The following is a 20,105-nucleotide window of genomic DNA, read 5'->3' on the forward strand; positions in this document are numbered from 1 at the left end:
GCCCACCCCCAAAACCGGGAGCAGGCCTCAACTCAACACGGTGCCCCGTGATCTATCAGCGCACCGCGAGCCGCACGGAGGTCGGCCCGGCGATCTTGCAGCGCGAGAACACGCGGCCGTTCTTCTTGATCACGGCGCTGCCGGTGACCGTGGCGGTGGCGGCGTCCGCGGCGAGGAAGCGACCGCTGAGCGTCCACTTGAACTCGCCGGTGCGGCCCCTCACGCCGCCGAGGTTGCGCGCGGTGCCGGTCAGGTCGGCGGAGAACCTGCCGCCCTGCACGCGCACGGATTGGTCGGCCAGGATCGTCGACGCCCAGGCCTCTTGGAGTCCGCCGCCGGTGCACTTGCCGTCGAAGCCCATCCGGACCTTGAGCTTGCCGGCGTCCTGCGCGCCCGTCTCGAGCGTCATCCGCTGCTCGCGCGGGAACTTGATCGCGCCGGTCAGCGCGACGCCCGCCTTCGGCACGACGTCGCTCGCCGCCATCGCGGTCCCCGCCGGAACGAGGGCGAGCAGGACGAGGAAGGGCCGGAAGGTCATCATGCGAACCTATCCAGAGGGCCCGCTCTCAAACACGGTGTATTGCGCAAACCCTGGCTACTCGTCTAGCCATGCGGCGCGAGTAAACTCGCGTCGATGGGCCGGACAGCCCGCCGAACCGAGGCGGCCGAGTGCCGCCAGTGCCTCACGTACTGCGATCGGGTGATCGCGCCCGCGACCTGCGTGAAAGCGCAGTGCCCCGCGCTTTACACGTATGTCGACCCGCTCAACGGGACGCGCTACATGGGCTGCGCGCACGACGTCTTCGCGACCGAGATCGACGTCGCGCTGTTCGAGGAGGCCGAGCGCGGCCGCGGCTACGGAACGCTCAAGCTGGCGCGCGAGCCCCTCACCCAATGCGCCTTCTCAGTCGAGAAGGCGCACGAGAGCCCGGAGTTTCACTGCCGCAACCGCCGCTTCGCCGACTTTCCGGAGACGGGTCCAGATGCCATAAGGGCGTTCGACCTCAGACACCATTTGGAGTCCTCATGAAAGATCGCCTTCAAGGGCAGACCCACGGCAGGAACCGCGCATAAGATGCAGACGCCCCGGCGACCCCGGGCTCTCACGCTATGGATCAAATTCGCCGCGGCAACTATGACTCCGGTCAAGACTACGTGCTCGAATACGGGGAGCTTCGCTTCACGTTCAACGAGCGCGACTTCAGCGAGCGCGTCGAGCAGGCCGCGCGCAAGCTCGGCTTCGTCGGCCGCCCGCTCGAGGAGACCGAGCTCGAGGACCTCGTCAACCTCACCGTCAACGGTGAGGTCGTCGATCCGGCCTCGGGCCTGGGCGAGCACGTCAACGACTGCTGGCCCGACCTCGTCGGCCCCGCCGACCGCTCCCTCGTGCACTGGCTGCGCCGCCTCGTCTTCCGCTCCGCCTGGCTGGATCAGCGGGTGAAGGAAGGCGAGCTGGACGTCGTCTTCGACGAGATCACCCACACGTTCGGCTACGTCCAGCCCGAACGCGACCGCGAACCGATCGAGCTCTCGCCCGAGCCGAGCTGGCGCCGCGTCGCGTACGGCCTGCGCCGCTACTGAGCCGCGGCGCACGCGCGGCGAAGGTCGAGTTCCTCGTGTACAGCACGAGAAACTCGACGCTCGCGTAGCGCGGGGCGCCGGCGGGCGGTGCCCGCCGGCGCGACGGGACTAGGAGGCGGCGGGCTTGCGCTTCGCGGCCGGCTTGCGCTTGGCGGCGGCCGGCTTCTTGGCGGCGGCCGCGGGCTTCTTCGCGGCGGCGGCCTTCGGCTTGGCAGCGGCCTTCGCGGCGGCCGGCTTCTTGGCGGCGGCGGCCGGCTTCTTCGCGGCGGTCGTCGCGGGCTTGGCGGCGGCCTTGGCCTTGGCGGCCGGCTTCTTGGCCGCGGTCTTCGCAGCGGCGGGCTTCTTCGCCGCCGCCGGCTTGGCGGGAGCCTTCGCGGCCGCGGGCTTCTTCGCCGCGGCGGCCTTCGGCGCGCGGGTGCGACGGCGGCCGGCGGGCTTCGCCGCGGCGGGCTCGGCGACCGGCTCGGCCACGACGACCGGCTCGGGCTCGGCCACCACGACCGGCTCGGGCTCGGCCACGACGACCGGCTCGGGCTCAGCCACGACGACCGGCTCCGGCTCGGCGACGACAACCGGCTCGGGCTCGGGCACGACGACCGGCGGCGCGTCGAGGAGCAGCTCGGGCCGCAGCGTGCCCGACTCGGTCGTCGCCAGCGCCGGGAACGTTCCCGCCGAGGCGAGCGCGCGATCCAGCGCGATCACGGTCGTCTCGCCGCCGATCGGCTCCGGCGACGTCGCGATGACGGTCAGCGAGCCCGCGGCGGCCAGGTTCCGGCCGGCGGCGAGCGCGCGACGGGCGGCCGCGGCCGAGAGGTACTCGAAGCCGTCGATCAGGACGACGGCGTCGCCGCCGCGCGCGGCCACACGGCGGCCGACCTCGACCGCCTGCTCGACCGCCTGCGCCTGCGCCTCGACCGACGCCGAGAAGTTCAGCGCCGAGCCGGGCGTGACGGGGAAGTCCGCGATCTCCTCCGGGCGCACGCCCGTCAGCACCGCTGAGACCTCGAGCTCCGGACGCGCGGCGAGCGCGGTCGCCAGGCGCCGCAGCGCCTCCGACTTGCCCGAGCGCGACGCGCCGGTGATCAGCACGCGCGAGCCCTTGCCGAACGGCGTCAGCGACGAGATCGCGGAGACCGTGGCGTCGTCGGAGACCAGCGAGATCCGCTCGGACGGCCAAGCGACCGCGAGCTCCTCGAAGCGCGTGCCCTCGGCGACCTCTTCGGCCGGACGGCCGTTGATCGTCTCGACGCGGATCAGCGACGGGAAGCGCTCCGAGCGCCGCGCGGCGCGGACCGGGCCGGCGACGCGGTCGCCCGAGACGAGCTCGCACCGCTTGACCTGCGCGGCCGAGATGTAGACGTCGTCGTCGGTCGGGTCCGGCGGCGAGAGGCGCAGGAAGCCCGAGCCGTTGGCCAGCAGCTCGACGGCGCCCTCGACGGTGCGCTCGTCGCCGCGCGCCTCGGGGGCCGGCGTGGACGCGGCGACCGGCTCCTCGCGGTCGCGGTCCCGATCGCGGTCGCGGTCGGAATCGCTCGTGGACTCGCCGCCCTCTTCCTCCTCGCGGCGACGGCCACGCCCGCCGCGGCGACCGCGGCGCGAACGGCGCGGCGAATCGTCGTCGGACTGCTCGCCCCGCTCGGCGGGCGCCTCGGCGACGGGCTCGGGCTCGTCAACAACGGCGACGTCGCCGGACTGGCGGGACAGGATCGCGTCGACCAGGTCGGGCTTGCGCAGGCGGCGGAAGCCGTCGACACCGAGCTCGTTGGCCAGCAGGTGCAGATCGGCGAGCGGGCTCTGCTCCAAAGCGGAGCGATCCAGGACGGAAGGCATTGAGTACGTCTCCTCAGGGGTGAATCGGTGGGCTCCGGCCGCGTTGGGTTCAGCGACCGGCGATCAGGGGCTCAGCCTAGCGGCAGATGTGCGGGAACGCCGTCGGGATAGCGCTCCGGCGACAATCCCTCAAGCGGCCCGAGCACCCGCTCGCCCTGCAGAACCGACCGCACCGCGAAGAAGTCCGACGCACCCGCGACGTCGTGCACGCGCAGGATCGACGCGCCCTGCTCGACGCCGTACGCCAGTGCCGCCAAGGTCCCCGGATCGCGCTCCGCGGGGGCGCGGCCGGTGATCGCGCCGACGAAGTCCTTGCGCGACGCCGCGAGCAGGATCGGCCGGCCGAACCCCCGCAGGACGTCCATCCGCCGCAGCACCGCCACGGTCTGCGCGGGCGTCTTGGCGAAGTCCGGCCCCGGGTCGAGGATCAGTTGCTCCAACGACACGCCCGCCGCCAGAGCAACGTCGATCCGCGAGCGCAGGAACGCCTCCACCTCACCCACGACGTCCGCGTAGGTCGCCGGATCGAGCAGCGTGCCCTTCGGCTCCACCGCCGTGTGCATGATCACCAGCGCCGCCCCCGAGGCCGCACACAACGACGCCAGGCGCGTGTCCCGCAAGCCGGACACGTCGTTGACGATCGACGCCCCCGCCGCGATCGCCGCCTCCGCGACAGAGAACTTGTACGTATCGATCGACGTCAGCACGTCGTCCTTACTGAACGCGGCCACCAGCTCTTCGACCCGCGCGATCTCTTCCGCAGCTGAGACGGCGGGCCGGTCACCCCGCGCGGACTCGCCGCCGATGTCGATGATGTCCGCCCCCGCGGCCACCAGCGCCCGCCCGCGCTCGAGCCGCGCCGACACCGGCTCCTCCCCACGCCCGTCCGAGAACGAGTCAGGCGTCGCGTTGAGGATCCCCATCAACAGCGGGCGCCGGCCGCCGCCGAGTTCCAGCCGCCGCGCACCCGCCCGCAGGATCACGACTTCTTGATGCGCAACTTCGTTTCCTTGCGCGTGACGTTGCCCGCCTTGTCGACCGCGGCGACCTTGACCGTGAAGGACCCGCGCTTCCTGTACGTGTGCCGCGTCGACGCCACCTGCGAGGTGGGCGACTTGTCGCCGTAGTCGACCGTGACGTGATCGAGCCCGGACCCGCCGGCGTCCTTGGCGCGCACCGTGATCTTCAGGCTCTTGCCCGCCGCCCGCTTGCCTGAGACCTTGACGGTCAAGGTCGGCGGCGTCGCGTCGATCTTCAGCGTCCGCACGCGGCTGCGCGCGGCCTGCCCGGCGCGATCCACCGACTCGACCTGCCACGTGTGCTTGCCGGTCGTCAGCGGCGTCGCCGGCACCAACGTCGTGTTCGTCGTGGTCCCGATCACGACGCCGTCCATGTAGACGCGGAACGTCTGCGCGCCCCACGGATCGTTGCCCGGCCGCCAGCGCAGCTCCGGGCGGGTCTTGCGCTTGTAGGCCTCGGTGGTGTCGATGAACGGCGCGCCCGGCGGGCGGTCATAGATCGCGACCGCCAGAGTCCGCGCGCCGACCGTCCCCTGCACCATCGCCACCGCGACGTCCCCGGAACGATCGGCGGCGATGAACGCGCCCGGATCGGCGATCGGGCCGAGGTCGCCGCGCGAGACGGTCACCTCGCCGCTGAACGCACCATTGGCGTCCTCACCGTCGTGGTAGCGGGCGCGCACCACGGAGGTGCCGTCGGCGCCGGTGAGCCGCCAGGCGATCGCCGAGTCGTTCTGGTCGGTCGAGGCGACCTCGGGCTTGGCGTCCGCAACCCCATCGATGCTGTCGATCCGGAAGCCGGGCTGGAAGTGGTCATGGTCGAGCCAGGAGCCGAAGATCTGCGCCCCGGCGGGCGTCTGCGCCACCGCGTACCCGCGGCCGATCCCGCTCATGTCGACCTTCGGCTCGTTCGACGGCACCCCCGCGTCGATGAACTCCGGCGCCTCGTAGGCCGACCCGACCAGCCGCCGCCCGACCGTGCGCGTCACGCCGTCCACGTCCTCGCGGAAGACGATCCACGCGTAGGACCCGTCGTCCTCGATGTCGATGTCGGGCGAGTCGGCGTTCCCGCCCGGCAGCGTGATGTCCTGCGGGACCAGCGAGAGGGTCATGCCGGTGATCCGGCGCCCCCACACGTGGGTCGAGCCATCCGCGGCGACCTCGCCCCAGGTCGCGACCGCGTACCCCTCGGCCGAGACGGCCACCTTCGGGCGCAGCAGGCCGGTCCCGGCCACGCGGTTGATCTCGATGTCCAGCGGCTCGGCGACGCGTGTCCACGTCGTGTCCTGCAGGCGGGCGGCGACGACGTTGCCGCTCTCCTCCCAGATCGCGTACGCGGCGCCGTTTACGCCGAGGTCCAGATCGAGCGAGCGAGCGTTCGGCCCACCGACCTGGACGGCCGGAGCGAACCCGCCGGGCGTGTCCCCGCCCGGGGACACCGAGGCGTAGACGTTGCCGTCGGCGATCCAGGCGACCGCGAGCCGGTTGCCGTCGCCCGCCGCGGCCTTGACGTCGGTCACCGTGCCGGGCGTGAAGCTGATGCGCTCGGGCGGCTGCCAGCCGCCGCCGAAGATGCGCGACACCCACGCCTGAGGCACGCCGTCGCCGTTCTTGATGTAGGAGACGGCGCCGGTGCCGTCGCGGGCGAGGTCGACGTTGCCGACCGAGACGACGTCGGCGCTCGGGCCGTCGATCGGCTGCGCGGGGAACCACCCCGCGTGCGCGGAGGCGGCCGGCACGAGGACAAGTGCGGCGGTGAGCAGGACGATCAGACGGCGTGGCAAAGCGACTCCAGGTCGAGGGGCTCCGCCGGATCTCAACCGGCGACGAGCCCGAAAGTTCCGGCGGACCTTACGACCCGGGCAGGATGCCTTCCGCGACGGCCTCCTCGCGGAACGCCGACGCCTCGCGCCCGACGCGCGCCGGATCCCAGCCCAGCTCCTCGCCCATGACCGCCGCCACGCGCTCGACCGCGTCGCTCGCGAGCAGCGGACGCGCGGCCGTAAGGCCGAGCCGGGTGCGCCGCAGGAGCACATCCCCGACGGTGCGTGCCTGCTCGCGCCGCGCGGCGTAGACCACCTCGGCCATCAGGTCGGGCCGGCCGGCGACGATCGGCTCGACCCGCCCGGCCGCCAGGACGTCGTGCGCGATGTGCCCGTAGCGCGAGGCCAGCTGCTCGCGTGAACCCTCCGGGGCGAGCACCAGGTCCGCGGGATCGACCGGCATCCCGAGCGGTACGGCGTGGGTGCGGCACTTGGTCTCCGAGCCGTCACGCCACACGATCCGGTCGACGGTCTCCTTCGCCATCCGCCGCCAGGTCGTGAGCTTGCCGCCCGTGATCGTGATCATGCCCGAGGAGGTCTCGTAGAGCTCGGCCTTGCGCGAGATGTCGACCGATTTGCGCGGATCGCCGGTCGAGATCAGCGGCCTGACGCCCGCGTAGGCGCCCACGAGGTCGTCGACGGTCAAGGCGGTGGCGAAGAACGCGTTGACGGCGTCCAGCAGGTAGGTCATCTCGTCGGCCGAGGGCTGGACATGGATCGCATCGCCCTCGTGGTCGGTGTCGGTCGTGCCGATCAGCGTCTGACCCAGCCATGGGAGCACGAAGATCGTCCGCCCCGAGCCCGCGGGGACGATCGCGCCCGCGACGACCGGCAGCGCCGCCCGCTCGACGATCAGGTGCGTCCCGCGCGACGGCCGGATGACGGGCACCTCGGCCTCGTCGTGCAGCTCCGCGGGGCGCAGGCGGTCGGCCCAGACGCCGGTCGCGTTGATGACGTTGGTCGCCCGCACTTCCAGCGTCGACCCGCTCTCGCCGTCGCGCAGGATCGCCCCGACGGCGCGCCCGCCCTCCTCCAGCAGCCCGACCGCGTCCAGCCGATTGGCGACGACCGCGCCGAAGCGCTCCGCCTCGGCCAGGACCGTCAGCACCAGCCGCACGTCGTCGGTCTGGCAGTCATAGAAGAGGTAGCCGCCCGTGGGCGTGCGGTCGGCCAGGGCCGGGAGGAGCTCCAGGACGTCGGGCCCGGAGATCACCCGGTGGCGCGCCGGGCTCCAGTCGGCCTCGTCGCGCACCCGCCGGCGCCGGCGCAGCCGGTCGACGGCCATCACGTCGTAGGCGTTCAGGCCCAGCCCGACGACCCGGTCCAGCCGCGCGCCGTCGAACGCGGGCACGACAAACCGCAGCGGCTTGACCAGGTGTGGCGCGAGATTGACGTTGATCTGGCGCTCCAGCAGCGCCTCGCGCACGAGCCCGAGATCGAAGTTCTGCAGGTAGCGCAGCCCGCCGTGAACGAGCTTTGACGAACGTGAAGAGGTGCCGGAGGCGAAGTCCGCCCGCTCCACCAGCCCCACCGAATAGCCGCGCGTCGCCGCGTCGAGCGCCACGCCGGCACCCGTGATCCCACCGCCGATCACGAGCACGTCGAACGGTTCGGACGCGAGCGAGGCGACGGCGTCGGCGCGAGGAAGCACGTCCTGCGAGGCTATCGGGCCGGATGTCCGACGGATTCGTTCAGGGCCTTTGGCGCTTTCCCGTGCTCGGGATGAAGGGCGAGCAGCTGCGTTCCTCGCAGGTCGACACGCGCGGGATCGCGGGCGATCGCCAGCACTTCGCGACGGGTCCGGAGGGGATGCTCACGCCGCAGGACATCCCCCGCCTCGGGGAGTGGACCGCGGCGTTCCCGTTCAATCCCGACGGCGCGATCGTCCCCGATCGCCCGCCGCCGTTCCCGCTGCTGACCACGCCCAACGGCATGAAGAACTACCGCTGGGGCGACCCGCGCCTGGCGTTCGCGCTGGAGCGCGACCTCGGACGCGCGGTCGACCTCGTGCGCGACCTCGAGCTCACCCGCGGCGTGATCGTCGCCGCGACGCCGCCCGAAGGTGAGCGCGCGGCCGCCGGGATCAACGTCCAGCTGCGCCTCGAGCCGCCGCCTGGCGGGTGGGCCGGGCGGGAGCTTGCATTCCGCGACGGGGTGCGCCTGCGACTTGTCGCCTCACGCGGCGATGGACCGGGAATCGAAGCGAGAGTCGTCGAAGCTGGACGTTTGCTGCTCGGCGAGCCGGTCAAGCTCAGTTAGGCTTCCGTTGATCGCGAATCATCAAGGAGGACCGGACCGCCGTGCTGCGCATCGATGAGACTTCTGGGACGCTCGTGGCGCCGGAGGCTGCCGGACTCGTCCAGGAGAGCCCCCCTGACCGCGAGGAACTGCTCGGTCTGGTGACCTCCTCGTGGGACGCGTTCGCGGGCGAGCTCGGCCTGTCCGGCGTACGGCTGCTCGCGCGTGAGCCCGTGCCGTACGTGGATCTGCTCGGCCTCGACGAGGCCACCAACCGCGTCGTCGTCATCCTCGTGACCGGCGACACGGTCGAGTGGCAGCTCGGCCGCGCGCTCGGCGCGGCGGCTGACGTCGCGTCGTGGGACCGCGAGCGGCTGGTGAGCGTGCACGCCGACCTCGAGGTGATCGACGGCACCCAGTCTCCCTCCCTCGTGCTCGTGGCCGGCGGCTACGACCCGCGCGCGCTGGCGACGATCGACTGGCTGGCCAGCCGCCACGACGTCCCGGTCTCGGCCTACACCGTCGCGATGGTGCGCTTCGGCGGCGAGCGCCTGCTGTCCGTCCGGCGCGAGCCGGCCGACGACGCCGAGCGCGCCCACGACGTCGACTGGCTGCTCTCGGGCGGCGGCGCCGGCGCGCCCCGCCGCGTCGAGGACGACGAGTACACCGAAGCGCCGCCGGCGACTTAGCCAAAGAACAGGCTGAACACGCCCCAGAGGCCCTCGGGGCGCCAGGCGACCGGCGCCCCGCGCCGCATGCGCACGACGTCCGGGCCGTCGGTGCAGCCGAGGGAGCGGAGGGTCTCGACCGCCGCGGTGTTGGATTCCGGCACGGCCAGCCGGAGGCCGGGAGCGATCAGCGCGCGCAGCAGCGCCTCGCCGGCGGCCGGGTCGCGGGCGAGGATCGGGAGCGCCGGCCACGGCGGCTTGAGCGCGACCGCGGAGAGATCCTCGGTGGCCAGCGCCCCCTCGAGCGCCACGTCGACCGCCAGCGTGCGCGACTCGCCGGTGACCCACTCGTCGAGCTCGAGGACCGCGTCGCGATCGGCGGCGGTCAGCCTGCGCAGCCCGTTGGGCACGGGCGCGGGCGTGTCCGGCGGCGACCAGAGCACGACGTAGCGCTCCTCGACCTCGAAGCCGAGGCGCTCGTAGATCGGGCGCCCCGCCTCGCTCGCGAGCAGGAGCACCGAGTCGCGCGGGCCGAGGACATCGATCGCGGCCTCGGTCAACCGCTGCCCGAGCCGCTCGCCGCGCGCCTCCGGGCGGACGGCGATCCCGCCCAGCCAGCCGTTGCGCCCGAAGCCGACGCTCGCGCCGGTGCCGAGGATCGCGCCGTCGCGCTCGGCGACGAGGAAGTGGCCGTCGGGGTCTTCGGCGACGGTCGTGTGGACGGTGGGCGGCTGGACGACGATCCCGAAGGCGTCGCCGATCACCCGCAAGGCGGCGTCGAGGTCGGTGGGGGTGGCTGGACGGATGAGCACGGCGAAAAACCCTAGATGTTCGGCCGCTGACCCACTCATGAATGCGCCCTGCCCGATGGTTCAGGCGTTCGGGCAGCGCGGCCAAATGCCCTTCCCGCGCGTCCTGCGCCCCTGTTAGGTTCGCCGCCGAGGGGTCGGCAAAGCAGAGCTACCGGAGGGTGAGGACAGGGATGTCGGGTCGACGCGCGCTGCGCGCCATGGTCGTGGCGGCCCTGCTGGCGCTCGCTCCCGCGTCCGCCCAGGCGGCCAAGGCGAAGCCTGACCTCAGCGTCAGCAAGGCCGCGTCGAGCGCGTCGCAGGCCGCTGCCGGCGGGAAGCTGAACCTCACCTGGACGATCAAGAACGGCGGCAAGAGCGCGGCCGGCAAGTCGACGACGACGCTCGTCCTCTCGGCCGACGCCAAGCTCGACGCGAAGGACTCGAGGCTCGGCACCGCCGCCCAGAAGGCGCTCAAGGCCAAGAAGACCGCGACCGGCAAGCTGACCGCGACCGTCCCCACGACGCTCGCCGCCAGGCGGTACTCGCTGCTCGTCTGCGCCGACGGCGCGAACCAGGTCAAGGAGAGCTCCGAGAAGAACAACTGCCGGGTCGCGACCGCTCTCTCCGTGACCGCCGCCCCGGCGCCCGCGGCGCCGCCGCAGCCGAGCGCTCCGGTGCCGCTGCCTGCGCAGCCGACGCCGGCGCCGACCGACCCGCCGATGGACGGTCCGGACACGCCGATCACCGTCGCGATCGCCTCACCCGCCGTGTTCGGCTCGACCACCGTGACGTTCGACTTCGTCTCGACCCCCGGAGCGACCTTCCGCTGCCGGATCGACGCCAACCCCTACCAGGCCTGCAGCGCGCATCAGAGCTTCGCCGGCGTCCTCGCCGGCGCCCACACGGTCGACGTCATCGCCACGCTCGGGATCCAGACGAGCGCCGCCCACAAGGCGTGGCGGATCGAGTTCGAGGCGCCCGCGCCCGGCCCGTCGCCGCCCGCCGCGGCCGCACCTGAGAGCAAGGCCACCGCCGTCGAGGACGCCGAGGTCACGCTCGTCTCCGACGCCACGCAGTTCCTCTACACCGGCGCCGACCCGATCCAGAAGGGCGTCGCCGCCGACGCCGTCAAGCCGCTCCAGGCCGCCGTCCTGAGAGGCCGCGTGGTGCGCCGCAACGGCAGCCCGGTGGAGGGCGTCGAGGTCACCGTCCTCGACCATCCCGAGCTCGGCCGCACCGCGACCCGCACCGACGGCGGCTTCGACATCGCCGTCAACGGCGGCGGCGCCGTCACGCTCGCCTTCGCTCGCGCCGGGTACATCCCGAGCCAGCGCCAGCTCGACGTCCCGACCCAGGACTACGACCTCGTCGACGAGATCGTGATGGTCCCGTACGAGGACAAGGTCACCGGCGTCGACCTGACCAAGAACGAGATCCAGGTCGCGCAGGGATCGGAGATCACCGACGGCGACGGCACCCGCAAGGCCACGCTGCTGCTCGACCCGGGTACGAACGCCACCGCCACGCTCCCGGACGGCACCACGAAGGACCTCGGCGACAAGCTGAACATCCGCGCGACGGAGTTCACGATCGGCGACTCCGGCCCCGAGGCGATGCCCGGCGAGCTCCCGCCCACCTCGGCCTACACCTACGCCGTCGAGTACTCAGTCGACGAGGCCAACAAGGACCAAGCCACCGACGTCCAGTTCGACAAGCCCGTCGTCACCTACGTCGACAACCTGCTCGAGTTCCCCGCCGGCACCGCGGTCCCGATGGGCTACTACGACCGCGAGCAGGCGCAGTGGATCGCCGCGAAGAACGGGATCGTGATCAAGATCCTCAGCGAGTCGGGCGGCCGCGCGGTGCTCGATGTGACGGGCGACGGCGTCGCCGACACCGGCGTCAAGCTCACCGCGCTCGGCATCGACGACGCCGAGCTGGCCAAGCTCGCGGAGCTCTATGACCCCGGCAAGTCGCTCTGGCGCGCGGCGATCAGCCACTTCACGCCCTGGGACTACAACTGGCCCTACGGTCTCCCGGACGGCGCGGGCGGCCCCGGCCAGGGCGGCCCGGACGGCGGCGACCCGCCCGGCGACGACCCGTGCAACTCGCACGGTTCGATCATCCTCTGCGAGAACCAGGTGCTCGGCGAGCGCTCGCCCGTCAGCGGCACGCCCTACACGCTCGCCTACCAGTCCGACCGGGTGCCCGGGCGGCGCACCGGGGACACGCTGAACATCCCGCTCACGAGCGCGACGCTGCCGCCGTCGGTCAAGCGCGTCGACCTGATGATCGAAGTGCTCGGGCGCACCTTCAAGCAGTCGTTCACGCCCGCGCCGAACCTGAGCTACACGTTCGTCTTCGACGGCCGCGACGCCTACGGGCGGCGCGTGCAGGGGCGCCAGAAGGTCGACATCACGCTCGACTACGTCTATCCGGCCGTCTACCGGACGCCGGACACGTTCCAGTCCTCGTTCAGCCAGGTCGGCGGGGCGATCCTCTCGACGAACTCCACGCGCACCGAGATCTCGGTCGCGCAGCAGTGGAGCGGTGTGGTCGGCGACGGCCTGCAGGCCCCGCCGAGCGCGCTCGCGGGCTGGAGCCTCGACGTCCACCACACCTACGACCCGATCGGGCACACGCTCTATCTGGGCGACGGCAGCAAGCGCAGCGCCGAGGGCCAGAACTTCGACGTCATCCAGACCACGAAGACCGGCCTGTCGAGCCCCGAGGGCATGACCCGCACGGCCGCCGGGGCGATGCTGATCGCCGACGGCGCGGCGCAGGTGATCCGGCGCGTGGAGCCGGACGGCACCTCGACGATCGTCGCCGGCAAGCTGGGCAGCGCCGGCTTCAGTGGGGACGGCGGCCCGGCCACCGACGCGCAACTCGACCACCCGGCGGACGTCGCGCTCGGACCGGACGGGGCGATTTACGTCGCCGATCAGGGCAACAACCGGATCCGGAGGATCTCCGGCGGGAAGATCGACACGGTCGCCGGCACCGGCGACGGCGGCTACGAGGGCGACGGCGGCCCCGCCCGGCAAGCGCGGCTGGACGAGCCGACCGACGTCGCCGTCGATGCCGGCGGCGCCGTGCTGGCCATCGACCGCGCCAATAACGCGATCCGGCGGATCGGCCCCGACGGTGTCATCACCACGCTCGCCGGCACCGGCGTCCCGGGCTTCGAGGGCGACGGCGGTCTGGCCGCCAAGGCCAAGCTGCGCAACCCGCGTGACATCGTCGTCAACGGCGACGGCAGCGTCTTCGTCGCCGACAGCGGCAACCACCGCGTGCGCCGGATCGACCCCGACGGCACGATCCGCACGGTCGCGGGTGACGGGCAGACGACGTTCGGCGGCGACGGTGCCCTCGCGACCGCCGCGCACCTCGACACGCCGTCGGCGATCGCGCCGACGCGCGACGGCGGCCTGCTGATCGCCGATTCCGGCCACGCGCGGCTGCGCAAGGTGCAGTCCGACGGGACGATGACCACGATCGCCGGCAACGGCGACCAGGGCACCCGCGGCGACGGCGGGCCCGCGGGCCAGGCGCGGCTGCAGTTCCCGTCGGCGATCGTCCTCGGCTCCGACGACACGATCTACTTCAGCGACGAGACCGCCGGCCGCGTGCGCTCCGTCGCCCCCGCGCTGCCCGCCCTGCGGCTCGGCGAGTCCACGATCGCCTCCGACGACGGCCGCTCGCTGTACGTCTTCGACCCCAACGGCCGCCACCTGCGCACGGTCGACGCGCTGACCAAGGCGACGGTGCTGACGTTCGGCTACGACGGCGCCGGGCGCCTGATCAGCGTCACCGACGGCGACGGGCACAAGACGACGATCACCCGCGATGCCAATGGGATGCCGAAGACGATCGTCGCGCCCTACGGCCAGGTCACGACGCTCGCCGTCTCAGGCGGCTACCTGAGCTCGATCAAGAACCCGGCCGGCGACGAGATCAAGGCCGAGTACGACGCCGGCGGCCTGCTGACCAAGCTCACCGACCCGCGCAACCAGGTCCACAGCTTCGGTTACGACGGCGCCGGGCGCCTGATCCGTGACACCGCGCCGGACAACTCCTCGCAGACGCTCACGCGGACCTCCGCGAGCGACGTCGTGACCGTCACGCGCACCACCGGCGAAGGCCGCAAGACCGTCTATCGGGTCGAGAAGCTCAAGAACGGCGAGATCAAGCGCTCGGTCACGGATGGCGAGGGCGCGGCGACCAACACGCTGATCGGCACCGACGGCGTCGTCACGGTCACCCGCCCGGACGGGACGGTCGTGACCGAGGAGGCGGGTCCGGACCCGCGCTTCGGCATGGAGGCGCCGCTCACCGCGCGGATGACGCTGACGACGCCCGCCGGGCTGCGGACCGTGATGTCACGCACCCGCTCGGTGGACCTCGCCACGCCGGGCGCGCCGCTCTCGCTGCGCTCGCTCACGGAGACCACGACCGTCAACGACCGCGTCCAGACGACGAGCTTCGATGCCACGACCTCGCGCTGGACCGACGTCTCCCCCGGCGGGCGCAAGCTCGTCACCGAGGTCGACGGGCAGGGTCGGCCGATTCGCGTGGACGCGGTGGGCATCACGCCGTCGGTCTACACGTACGTCGACGGCCGCCTGACGACGTCGGCGCAGGGCGCGCGCACCGAGGCCTACGCCTACGACGCGCGCGGGCGCGTGCAGACGATCACCGACGCGCTCGGGCGCGACACGACGTTCGCCTACGACGACGCCGACCGCCCGCTCACCCAGACGCTGCCGAGTGGCAAGACGATCGCCTACTCCTATGACGCCAACGGCAACCTGCTGACCACCACCCCGCCCGGCCGCGGCGCGCACAGCTTCGCGTACTCCGAGCGCGGCGTCATGAGGAGCTACACGCCGCCGCAGGTCGGCGCGCCCGCCCCGACCACGTACACGGCGGACAAGGACGCGCTCGTCACGAAGATCGAGCGCCCGGGTGACACCGCGATCGGCTTCACCTACGACGACGCGGCGCGCCTGGAGCAGATCACGCACGGCGCGGGCAAGACGACGACGTTCAGCTACGCGCCCACCACCGGCCGGCTGACGACCGCGAACACGTCGGGCAACGAGAAGCTCCAGTACCTCTACGACGGCGCGCTGCCGGTCAAGACGACGATCTCCGGGAGCGTCGCGGGTGTCATCGACGACACCTACGACGACGAGTTCCGCCTCAAGACGGAATCGGTCAACGGCGCCAACCGTGCCGACTACGCATTCGACGCCGACGGGCAGCTGACCGCGGCCGGGTCGCTCACGATCACGCACAACCCGGACAACGGCCTGATCACCGCCTTGAACGCCGGGACGAGCGTGACGACGCTGACGCCGACGGCGTTCGGGGAGACCGGGTCCTTCGACGCCGGCGTATACGGCGAGACCTACACGCGCGACGCCGGCGGCCGCATCACCGGCAAGACCGAGAAGCGCGGCGCGACCACGACGACGTACGAGTACGGCTACGACGCGGGCGACCGGCTGGCGACGATCAAGCGCGACGGCGCGACCGTCCAGTCCTACGACTACGACGACAATGGCAACCGCAACAAGACCTCAGACGGGCAGCCGGTCACGTACGACGGCCGGGACCGGATCGCGACCGTCAACGGCGCCGCCTACGACTACACCGCCGCGGGCGAGCTGCACGCCAAGCCGGACGGGACCACCTACGACTACGACTCGCTCGGCGCGCTGACCCACGTCAAGCTGCCGGGCGGCAACACGATCGACTACGCGATCGACTCCGCCGGACGGCGCGTCGCCGAGAGCGGCAACGGCAGCACGCTCAAGCGCCGGTTCCTCTACGGCCGCGGGCTCGGGCCGGTCGCCGAGCTCGACGCGGGCAACGCGGTCAAGAGCCGCTTCATCTACGCGACGCACTCAAACGTCCCGGACCTGATGGTCCAGGGCTCGACGACCTACCGGATCGTCACCGATCAGGTCGGCAGCCCGCGCGCCGTGGTCAACATCGCCACCGGCGCGGTCGTGCAGGAGCTCGACTACGACGCGTTCGGCAATGTCACCCACGACAGCAACCCGGGCTTCCAGCCGTTCGGGTTCGCCGGTGGCCTGTACGACTCCGACACGGGGCTCGTGCGCTTCGGCGCCCGCGACTACGACCCGCGGACCGGGCGCTTCATGGCGCCGGACCCGCTGCGCTTCGGCGGCGGCGGGACGAACCTCTACGGCTACGCGCTCGCGGACCCGGTCAACCTGACCGACCCGAGCGGCCAGATCCTGGACACGATCCTCGACATCGGGTTCATCGGGTACGACCTGTACCGGATCGGCAAGTCGCTGATGAACGGGTGTGGCGTCGACCCGTGGGACGTCGTCGCGCTCGGCGCCGACGTCGCGGGCGCGCTGATCCCGTTCGTCACCGGCGGCGGCGCCGCGGTCCGCGCCGGCCGCGAGGCGACCGAGGGCATCTACGAGGTCGTGACCAAGGAAGGTCTCCCCTATGTCGGGCAGTCCGGCAACATCGACCAGCGGCTCGCGCGGCACGTGAGCGACGGCAAGATCACCCAGGAGGCGGCCGACGCGGCCGCCCGGACCGAGGTGACGGGCGGCAAGACCGCGCGCGAGGTCGCCGAGCAGCGACGGATCAACGAGCTGACCAACGGTGTCGGCGCGTCGGACCCGGGGATCGCCAATAAGGTGAATCCGATCGGGCCAAAACGCCAGCATCTGATGGACCTCTATTGACGCAGCCGACGATCTCGGAGATCGACGGTCTCCCCGCCCTCGCCGTCCTCGAGGGCGGGTGGCGCGACGAATACGCGAACGTGATCGAGGCGCACGACCTCGCCGCGCTCTCGATCATGGTCCGCGGCGGGGACCTGTCGTTCCTCGCCCGGCTGCCCGCGCTGCGCGGGCTCGTCCTCAACGCCGGCGAGGTGCGCGACCTCGGCCCGGTGTCACAGCTTCGCGGTCTGGAGACGCTGACGCTCAACACCGTCTCCAAGCCGCGGATGGAGCTCGACTTCACGGCCTTCCCGCATCTGCGCACGCTGCGGATGTACTTCAACGCGGGCTTCGAGTCCGTGTTCGCCTGCACGTCATTGGAGTCGCTGTTCGTGTTCGGGCCACCCGACCCGGATCTCACCCGCTTCGGCGCGCTGCCCGCGCTGCGGCGGCTCGAGCTCTCCCAAGGGCGCAAGGTGACCTCGACGGCGGGCGTCGGGGCCAACGTCGAGTTCCTCGGCCTGTACATGCAGGGCGCGCTGGAGGCCCTCGACGGGCTGCCGGCAGGCTTGACCGTGCTGGCCATCGAAGGCGCCAAGAAGCTCGAAGCGCTTCCGGCGCTCCCGTCCCGCCTCACCCGCCTGAAGGTCGCCAACTGCGGTGACATCGCCTCGCTCGCGCCGCTGCGCGGCCTCGATCAGCTCGAAGAGTTCTTCGCGTGGGAGTCGACCAAAGTGCTCGACGGCGACCTCTCGGTCCTGCTCGAGCTACCGCGCCTGCGCTCGATCGGCCTGCGCGACCGCCGCGAGTACCGCCCACGGGTCCCCGAGATCGAGGAGGCGCTACGCGGACGACATGGCGGGTAGACGAAGGCCGTGCCCCGCATCGCCCTTCACTGCTCGCACGAGCAGATCGCGCCTAGCCGTCTCCTGCAGTCGATCGCCAGGGCCGAGCAGGCCGGTTTCCAGGGCGGGATGTCGTCCGATCACTTCGCTCCCTGGAGCGTCCGCCAGGGCGAGTCCGGGTTCGCCTGGTCGTTCCTGGGCGCGGCGCTCGCGAGGACCGCGCTGCCGTTCGGGATCGTCAACGCGCCGGGACAGCGCTATCACCCGGCGATCATCGCCCAGGCCGCGGCGAGCCTGTGCGAGATGTTCCCCGGGCGCCTATGGATCGCCCTCGGGACGGGCGAGGCCTCCAACGAGCACATCACCGGCGAGCGCTGGCCGTCGAAGACGGTGCGCACGGCGCGGCTGCGCGAGTGCGTGGACATCATGCGAGCCCTGTTCGCCGGCGACGAGGTGTCACATGCCGGGCACGTCATCGTCGATCGCGCGCGGCTGTGGACGCTCCCGGAGACGCCGCCGCAGCTGCTGTGCGCGGCGGTGAGCGAGGAGACCGCGGCGTGGGGGTCGACGTGGGCGGACGGGCTCGCGACGGTCAACGCCCCGGTCGAGCACCTGCGGCGGATGCTCGACGCGTTCGGCGACGACGGCCGCAAGGTCCTGCAGGTGCATCTCTCGTGGGCGAGGACCGACGAGGAGGCGCGCAAGATCGCGTACGACCAGTGGCGGACGAACGTGCTCGACCCGCCCGTGTGCTGGGACCTGGACACCCCGGAGGCGTTCGACGCCGCGTCGGCGTTCGTCCGGCCCGAGGACGTGGCCTCGAAGGTGCTCGTCAGCGCGGACCCGCAACGACATGTGGCGTGGCTGCAGGAGCTCGCCTCGCTCGGCTTCGATGACATCGCGCTCCACCACGTCGGGCAGGAGCTGGACGCGTTCATCGACACCTTCGGCGAGCACGTCCTCCCGGAGCTGTCATGAGCATCAAGGCCACGAGCGACCTGTGGTGGAAGAACGGGGTCTTCTACTGCCTCGACATCGAGACCTTCCTGGACTGGGACGGCGACGGGAGCGGCGACCTCGTCGGGTTGACCGAGCGCGTCGACTATCTCGCCGGCCTCGGCATCAGCTGCCTGTGGCTGATGCCGTTCTACCCGTCGCCCAACCGCGACGACGGATATGACATCTCCGACTTCTTCACCGTCGAACCGCGGCTCGGCACGCTCGGCGACTTCACGGAGCTGATCCGCACCTGCCGCGACCGCGGGATCCGGGTGATCGCCGACTTCGTCATGAACCACACCTCGGACCAGCATCCGTGGTTCCAGGCGGCGCGCTCCAGCCCCGACTCGCCCTACCGCGACTTCTACGTCTGGCGCGACGAGCGGCCGCCCGAGAAGCCTGGCGACGTCGTCTTCCCCGACCAGGAGAACTCGAACTGGGCGTACGACCGCAAGGCCCAGCAGTACTACCTGCACAAGTTCTACTCCCACCAGCCGGACCTGAACCTGAGCAACCCGGAGGTGCGCGACGAGCTCGCCCAGGTGATGGCGTTCTGGCTCCAGCAGGGACTTTCCGGCTTCCGCGTCGACGCGGTGCCGTTCCTGATCGAGGGGTCGCTCGACGACCCGCATCAGGTCCTGCGCGACCTGCGCGCGTTCGTGAACCGCCGCAACGGCGAGGCGATCCTGCTCGGCGAGGTCAACCTGGCAGCGCCCGAAGTGCGCAAGTTCCTCGGCGACGAGGGCGGCGACGAGCTGCACATGGTGCTCGACTTCCTCGGCAACCAGGCGCTATACCTCTCGCTGGCGCGCGGGTCGGCCGAGCCGCTGGCCAAGGCGCTGACCGGCTTCCCGGCGATCCCCGCCTCCGCCTCGCTCGGGCGCTTCGCGCGCAATCACGACGAGCTGACGCTGGACAAGCTCAGCGAGAGCGAGCGCGCCGAGGTCTTCGCCCGCTTCGGCCCCGACGAGGACCTGCAGCTCTACGGCCGCGGTCTGCGTCGCCGGCTCCCGAGCATGCTCGACGGCGACGAGCGGGCGATCCGCATGGTCTACTCGCTGGTCTTCTCCCTGCCCGGCACCCCGGTGCTCTTCTACGGCGAGGAGATCGGGATGGCGGAGAACCTCGCGATCGACGGCCGCTACGCCGTGCGTGCGCCGATGCAGTGGTCGCCCGACGGCGGCTTCACGGTCTCCGACGCGCCATGCCGGCCGCTGACCGAGGGCGAGTACGGTCCGTCACGGATCAACGTCGCCACCCAGCGCCGCGACCCGCACTCGCTGCTGAACTGGTTCGAGCGCCTGATCCGGCGTCGCCGCGAGTGCCCGGAGCTCGGCTTCGGGGAGCTGGAGGTGCTCGACACCGGCGCCGGTTCGGTCCTCGCGCACCGCTGCGATTGGGAGGGCGAGACGATCGTCGCCGTCCACGAGCTGTCCGGCCGGCCCGTGACCGCGCGCCTGGAGATCGAGGACGGAGCCGCGCTCGTGGACCTCTTCGGGCACGCCGAGCACCCGCTCCCCGCCACCCTCGAGCTCGAGCCCTACGCAGCGCTGTGGTTCCGCGTGCGCCGCGACGGCCGCCGCCTGCCGCCGTAA

The 20,105-nt window shown here is 71.9% G+C and carries 14 protein-coding genes; 8 read left to right on the plus strand and 6 right to left on the minus strand.

The window, feature by feature from the left end:
* Positions 1 to 55: 55 nt before the first annotated feature.
* A complete protein-coding gene (locus OM076_RS12395; protein ID WP_270040247.1) occupies positions 56 to 538 on the minus strand; it encodes a hypothetical protein in 483 nt (160 codons plus the stop codon).
* Between the two features lie 162 nt (positions 539 to 700).
* Here OM076_RS12395 and OM076_RS12400 point away from each other — a divergent pair, with 162 nt between their 5' ends.
* A complete protein-coding gene (locus OM076_RS12400) occupies positions 701 to 1,030 on the plus strand; it encodes a hypothetical protein (protein ID WP_270040248.1) in 330 nt (109 codons plus the stop codon).
* Between the two features lie 125 nt (positions 1,031 to 1,155).
* On the plus strand, positions 1,156 to 1,581 hold the full coding sequence (locus OM076_RS12405) for a hypothetical protein (RefSeq protein WP_270040250.1): 426 nt from the start codon (positions 1,156 to 1,158) through the stop codon (positions 1,579 to 1,581).
* 108 nt (positions 1,582 to 1,689) lie between these two features.
* On the opposite strand, the gene OM076_RS12410 is transcribed toward OM076_RS12405, so the two are convergent.
* The 4 genes from OM076_RS12410 to OM076_RS45995 form a co-directional block, all read right to left on the minus strand.
* Positions 1,690 to 3,411: a Rho termination factor N-terminal domain-containing protein gene (locus OM076_RS12410; RefSeq protein ID WP_270040252.1), complete on the minus strand. Its 1,722-nt coding sequence runs from the start codon at positions 3,409 to 3,411 to the stop codon at positions 1,690 to 1,692.
* Between the two features lie 71 nt (positions 3,412 to 3,482).
* Positions 3,483 to 4,394, minus strand: coding sequence for a dihydropteroate synthase (folP, locus tag OM076_RS12415; protein WP_270040253.1), 912 nt, complete (start codon positions 4,392 to 4,394; stop codon positions 3,483 to 3,485).
* Positions 4,391 to 6,214: a PKD domain-containing protein gene (locus OM076_RS12420; RefSeq protein ID WP_270040254.1), complete on the minus strand. Its 1,824-nt coding sequence runs from the start codon at positions 6,212 to 6,214 to the stop codon at positions 4,391 to 4,393. The genes folP and OM076_RS12420 overlap by 4 nt, the downstream gene beginning before the upstream one ends.
* 67 nt (positions 6,215 to 6,281) lie before the next feature.
* Complete coding sequence (locus OM076_RS45995; RefSeq protein ID WP_270040255.1) at positions 6,282 to 7,904, minus strand: glycerol-3-phosphate dehydrogenase/oxidase; 1,623 nt, start codon at positions 7,902 to 7,904, stop codon at positions 6,282 to 6,284.
* 23 nt (positions 7,905 to 7,927) lie between these two features.
* Here OM076_RS45995 and OM076_RS12430 point away from each other — a divergent pair, with 23 nt between their 5' ends.
* On the plus strand, positions 7,928 to 8,512 hold the full coding sequence (locus OM076_RS12430) for an MOSC N-terminal beta barrel domain-containing protein (RefSeq protein WP_270040256.1): 585 nt from the start codon (positions 7,928 to 7,930) through the stop codon (positions 8,510 to 8,512).
* 41 nt (positions 8,513 to 8,553) lie between these two features.
* Entirely contained in the window at positions 8,554 to 9,180 is a 627-nt protein-coding gene (locus tag OM076_RS12435; protein WP_270040257.1) for a hypothetical protein, read from the plus strand.
* Here OM076_RS12435 and OM076_RS12440 read toward each other — a convergent pair.
* Positions 9,177 to 9,971: a GNAT family N-acetyltransferase gene (locus tag OM076_RS12440; protein WP_270040259.1), complete on the minus strand. Its 795-nt coding sequence runs from the start codon at positions 9,969 to 9,971 to the stop codon at positions 9,177 to 9,179. The genes OM076_RS12435 and OM076_RS12440 overlap by 4 nt on opposite strands.
* A 170-nt stretch (positions 9,972 to 10,141) precedes the next feature.
* Between OM076_RS12440 and OM076_RS12445 the strand changes: the two genes are divergently transcribed.
* From OM076_RS12445 to OM076_RS12460, 4 genes are read left to right on the plus strand one after another with little or no spacing between them, the layout of a single operon-like run.
* Positions 10,142 to 16,687, plus strand: coding sequence for an NHL domain-containing protein (locus tag OM076_RS12445; RefSeq protein ID WP_270040261.1), 6,546 nt, complete (start codon positions 10,142 to 10,144; stop codon positions 16,685 to 16,687).
* Entirely contained in the window at positions 16,684 to 17,532 is an 849-nt protein-coding gene (locus OM076_RS12450; protein WP_270040262.1) for a leucine-rich repeat domain-containing protein, read from the plus strand. The genes OM076_RS12445 and OM076_RS12450 overlap by 4 nt, the downstream gene beginning before the upstream one ends.
* A gap of 9 nt (positions 17,533 to 17,541) precedes the next feature.
* Complete coding sequence (locus tag OM076_RS12455) at positions 17,542 to 18,489, plus strand: TIGR03885 family FMN-dependent LLM class oxidoreductase (protein ID WP_270040263.1); 948 nt, start codon at positions 17,542 to 17,544, stop codon at positions 18,487 to 18,489.
* Positions 18,486 to 20,105 carry an alpha-amylase family protein gene (locus OM076_RS12460; RefSeq protein ID WP_270040264.1) on the plus strand — a complete coding sequence of 540 codons (1,620 nt, stop codon included), beginning with the start codon at positions 18,486 to 18,488 and terminating at the stop codon, positions 20,103 to 20,105. The genes OM076_RS12455 and OM076_RS12460 overlap by 4 nt, the downstream gene beginning before the upstream one ends.

This window comes from Solirubrobacter ginsenosidimutans (genome assembly GCF_027587205.1).

Excerpts from the sequence above, each read along its gene's own strand:
- OM076_RS12430 (WP_270040256.1), top strand. The coding sequence starts at position 7,928 with ATGTCCGACGGATTCGTTCAGGGCCTTTGGCGCTTTCCCGTGCTCGGG.
- OM076_RS12445 (WP_270040261.1), top strand. The coding sequence starts at position 10,142 with ATGTCGGGTCGACGCGCGCTGCGCGCCATGGTCGTGGCGGCCCTGCTG.
- OM076_RS12460 (WP_270040264.1), top strand. The coding sequence starts at position 18,486 with ATGAGCATCAAGGCCACGAGCGACCTGTGGTGGAAGAACGGGGTCTTC.
- OM076_RS12395 (WP_270040247.1), bottom strand. The coding sequence starts at position 538 with ATGACCTTCCGGCCCTTCCTCGTCCTGCTCGCCCTCGTTCCGGCGGGG.
- OM076_RS12410 (WP_270040252.1), bottom strand. The coding sequence starts at position 3,411 with ATGCCTTCCGTCCTGGATCGCTCCGCTTTGGAGCAGAGCCCGCTCGCC.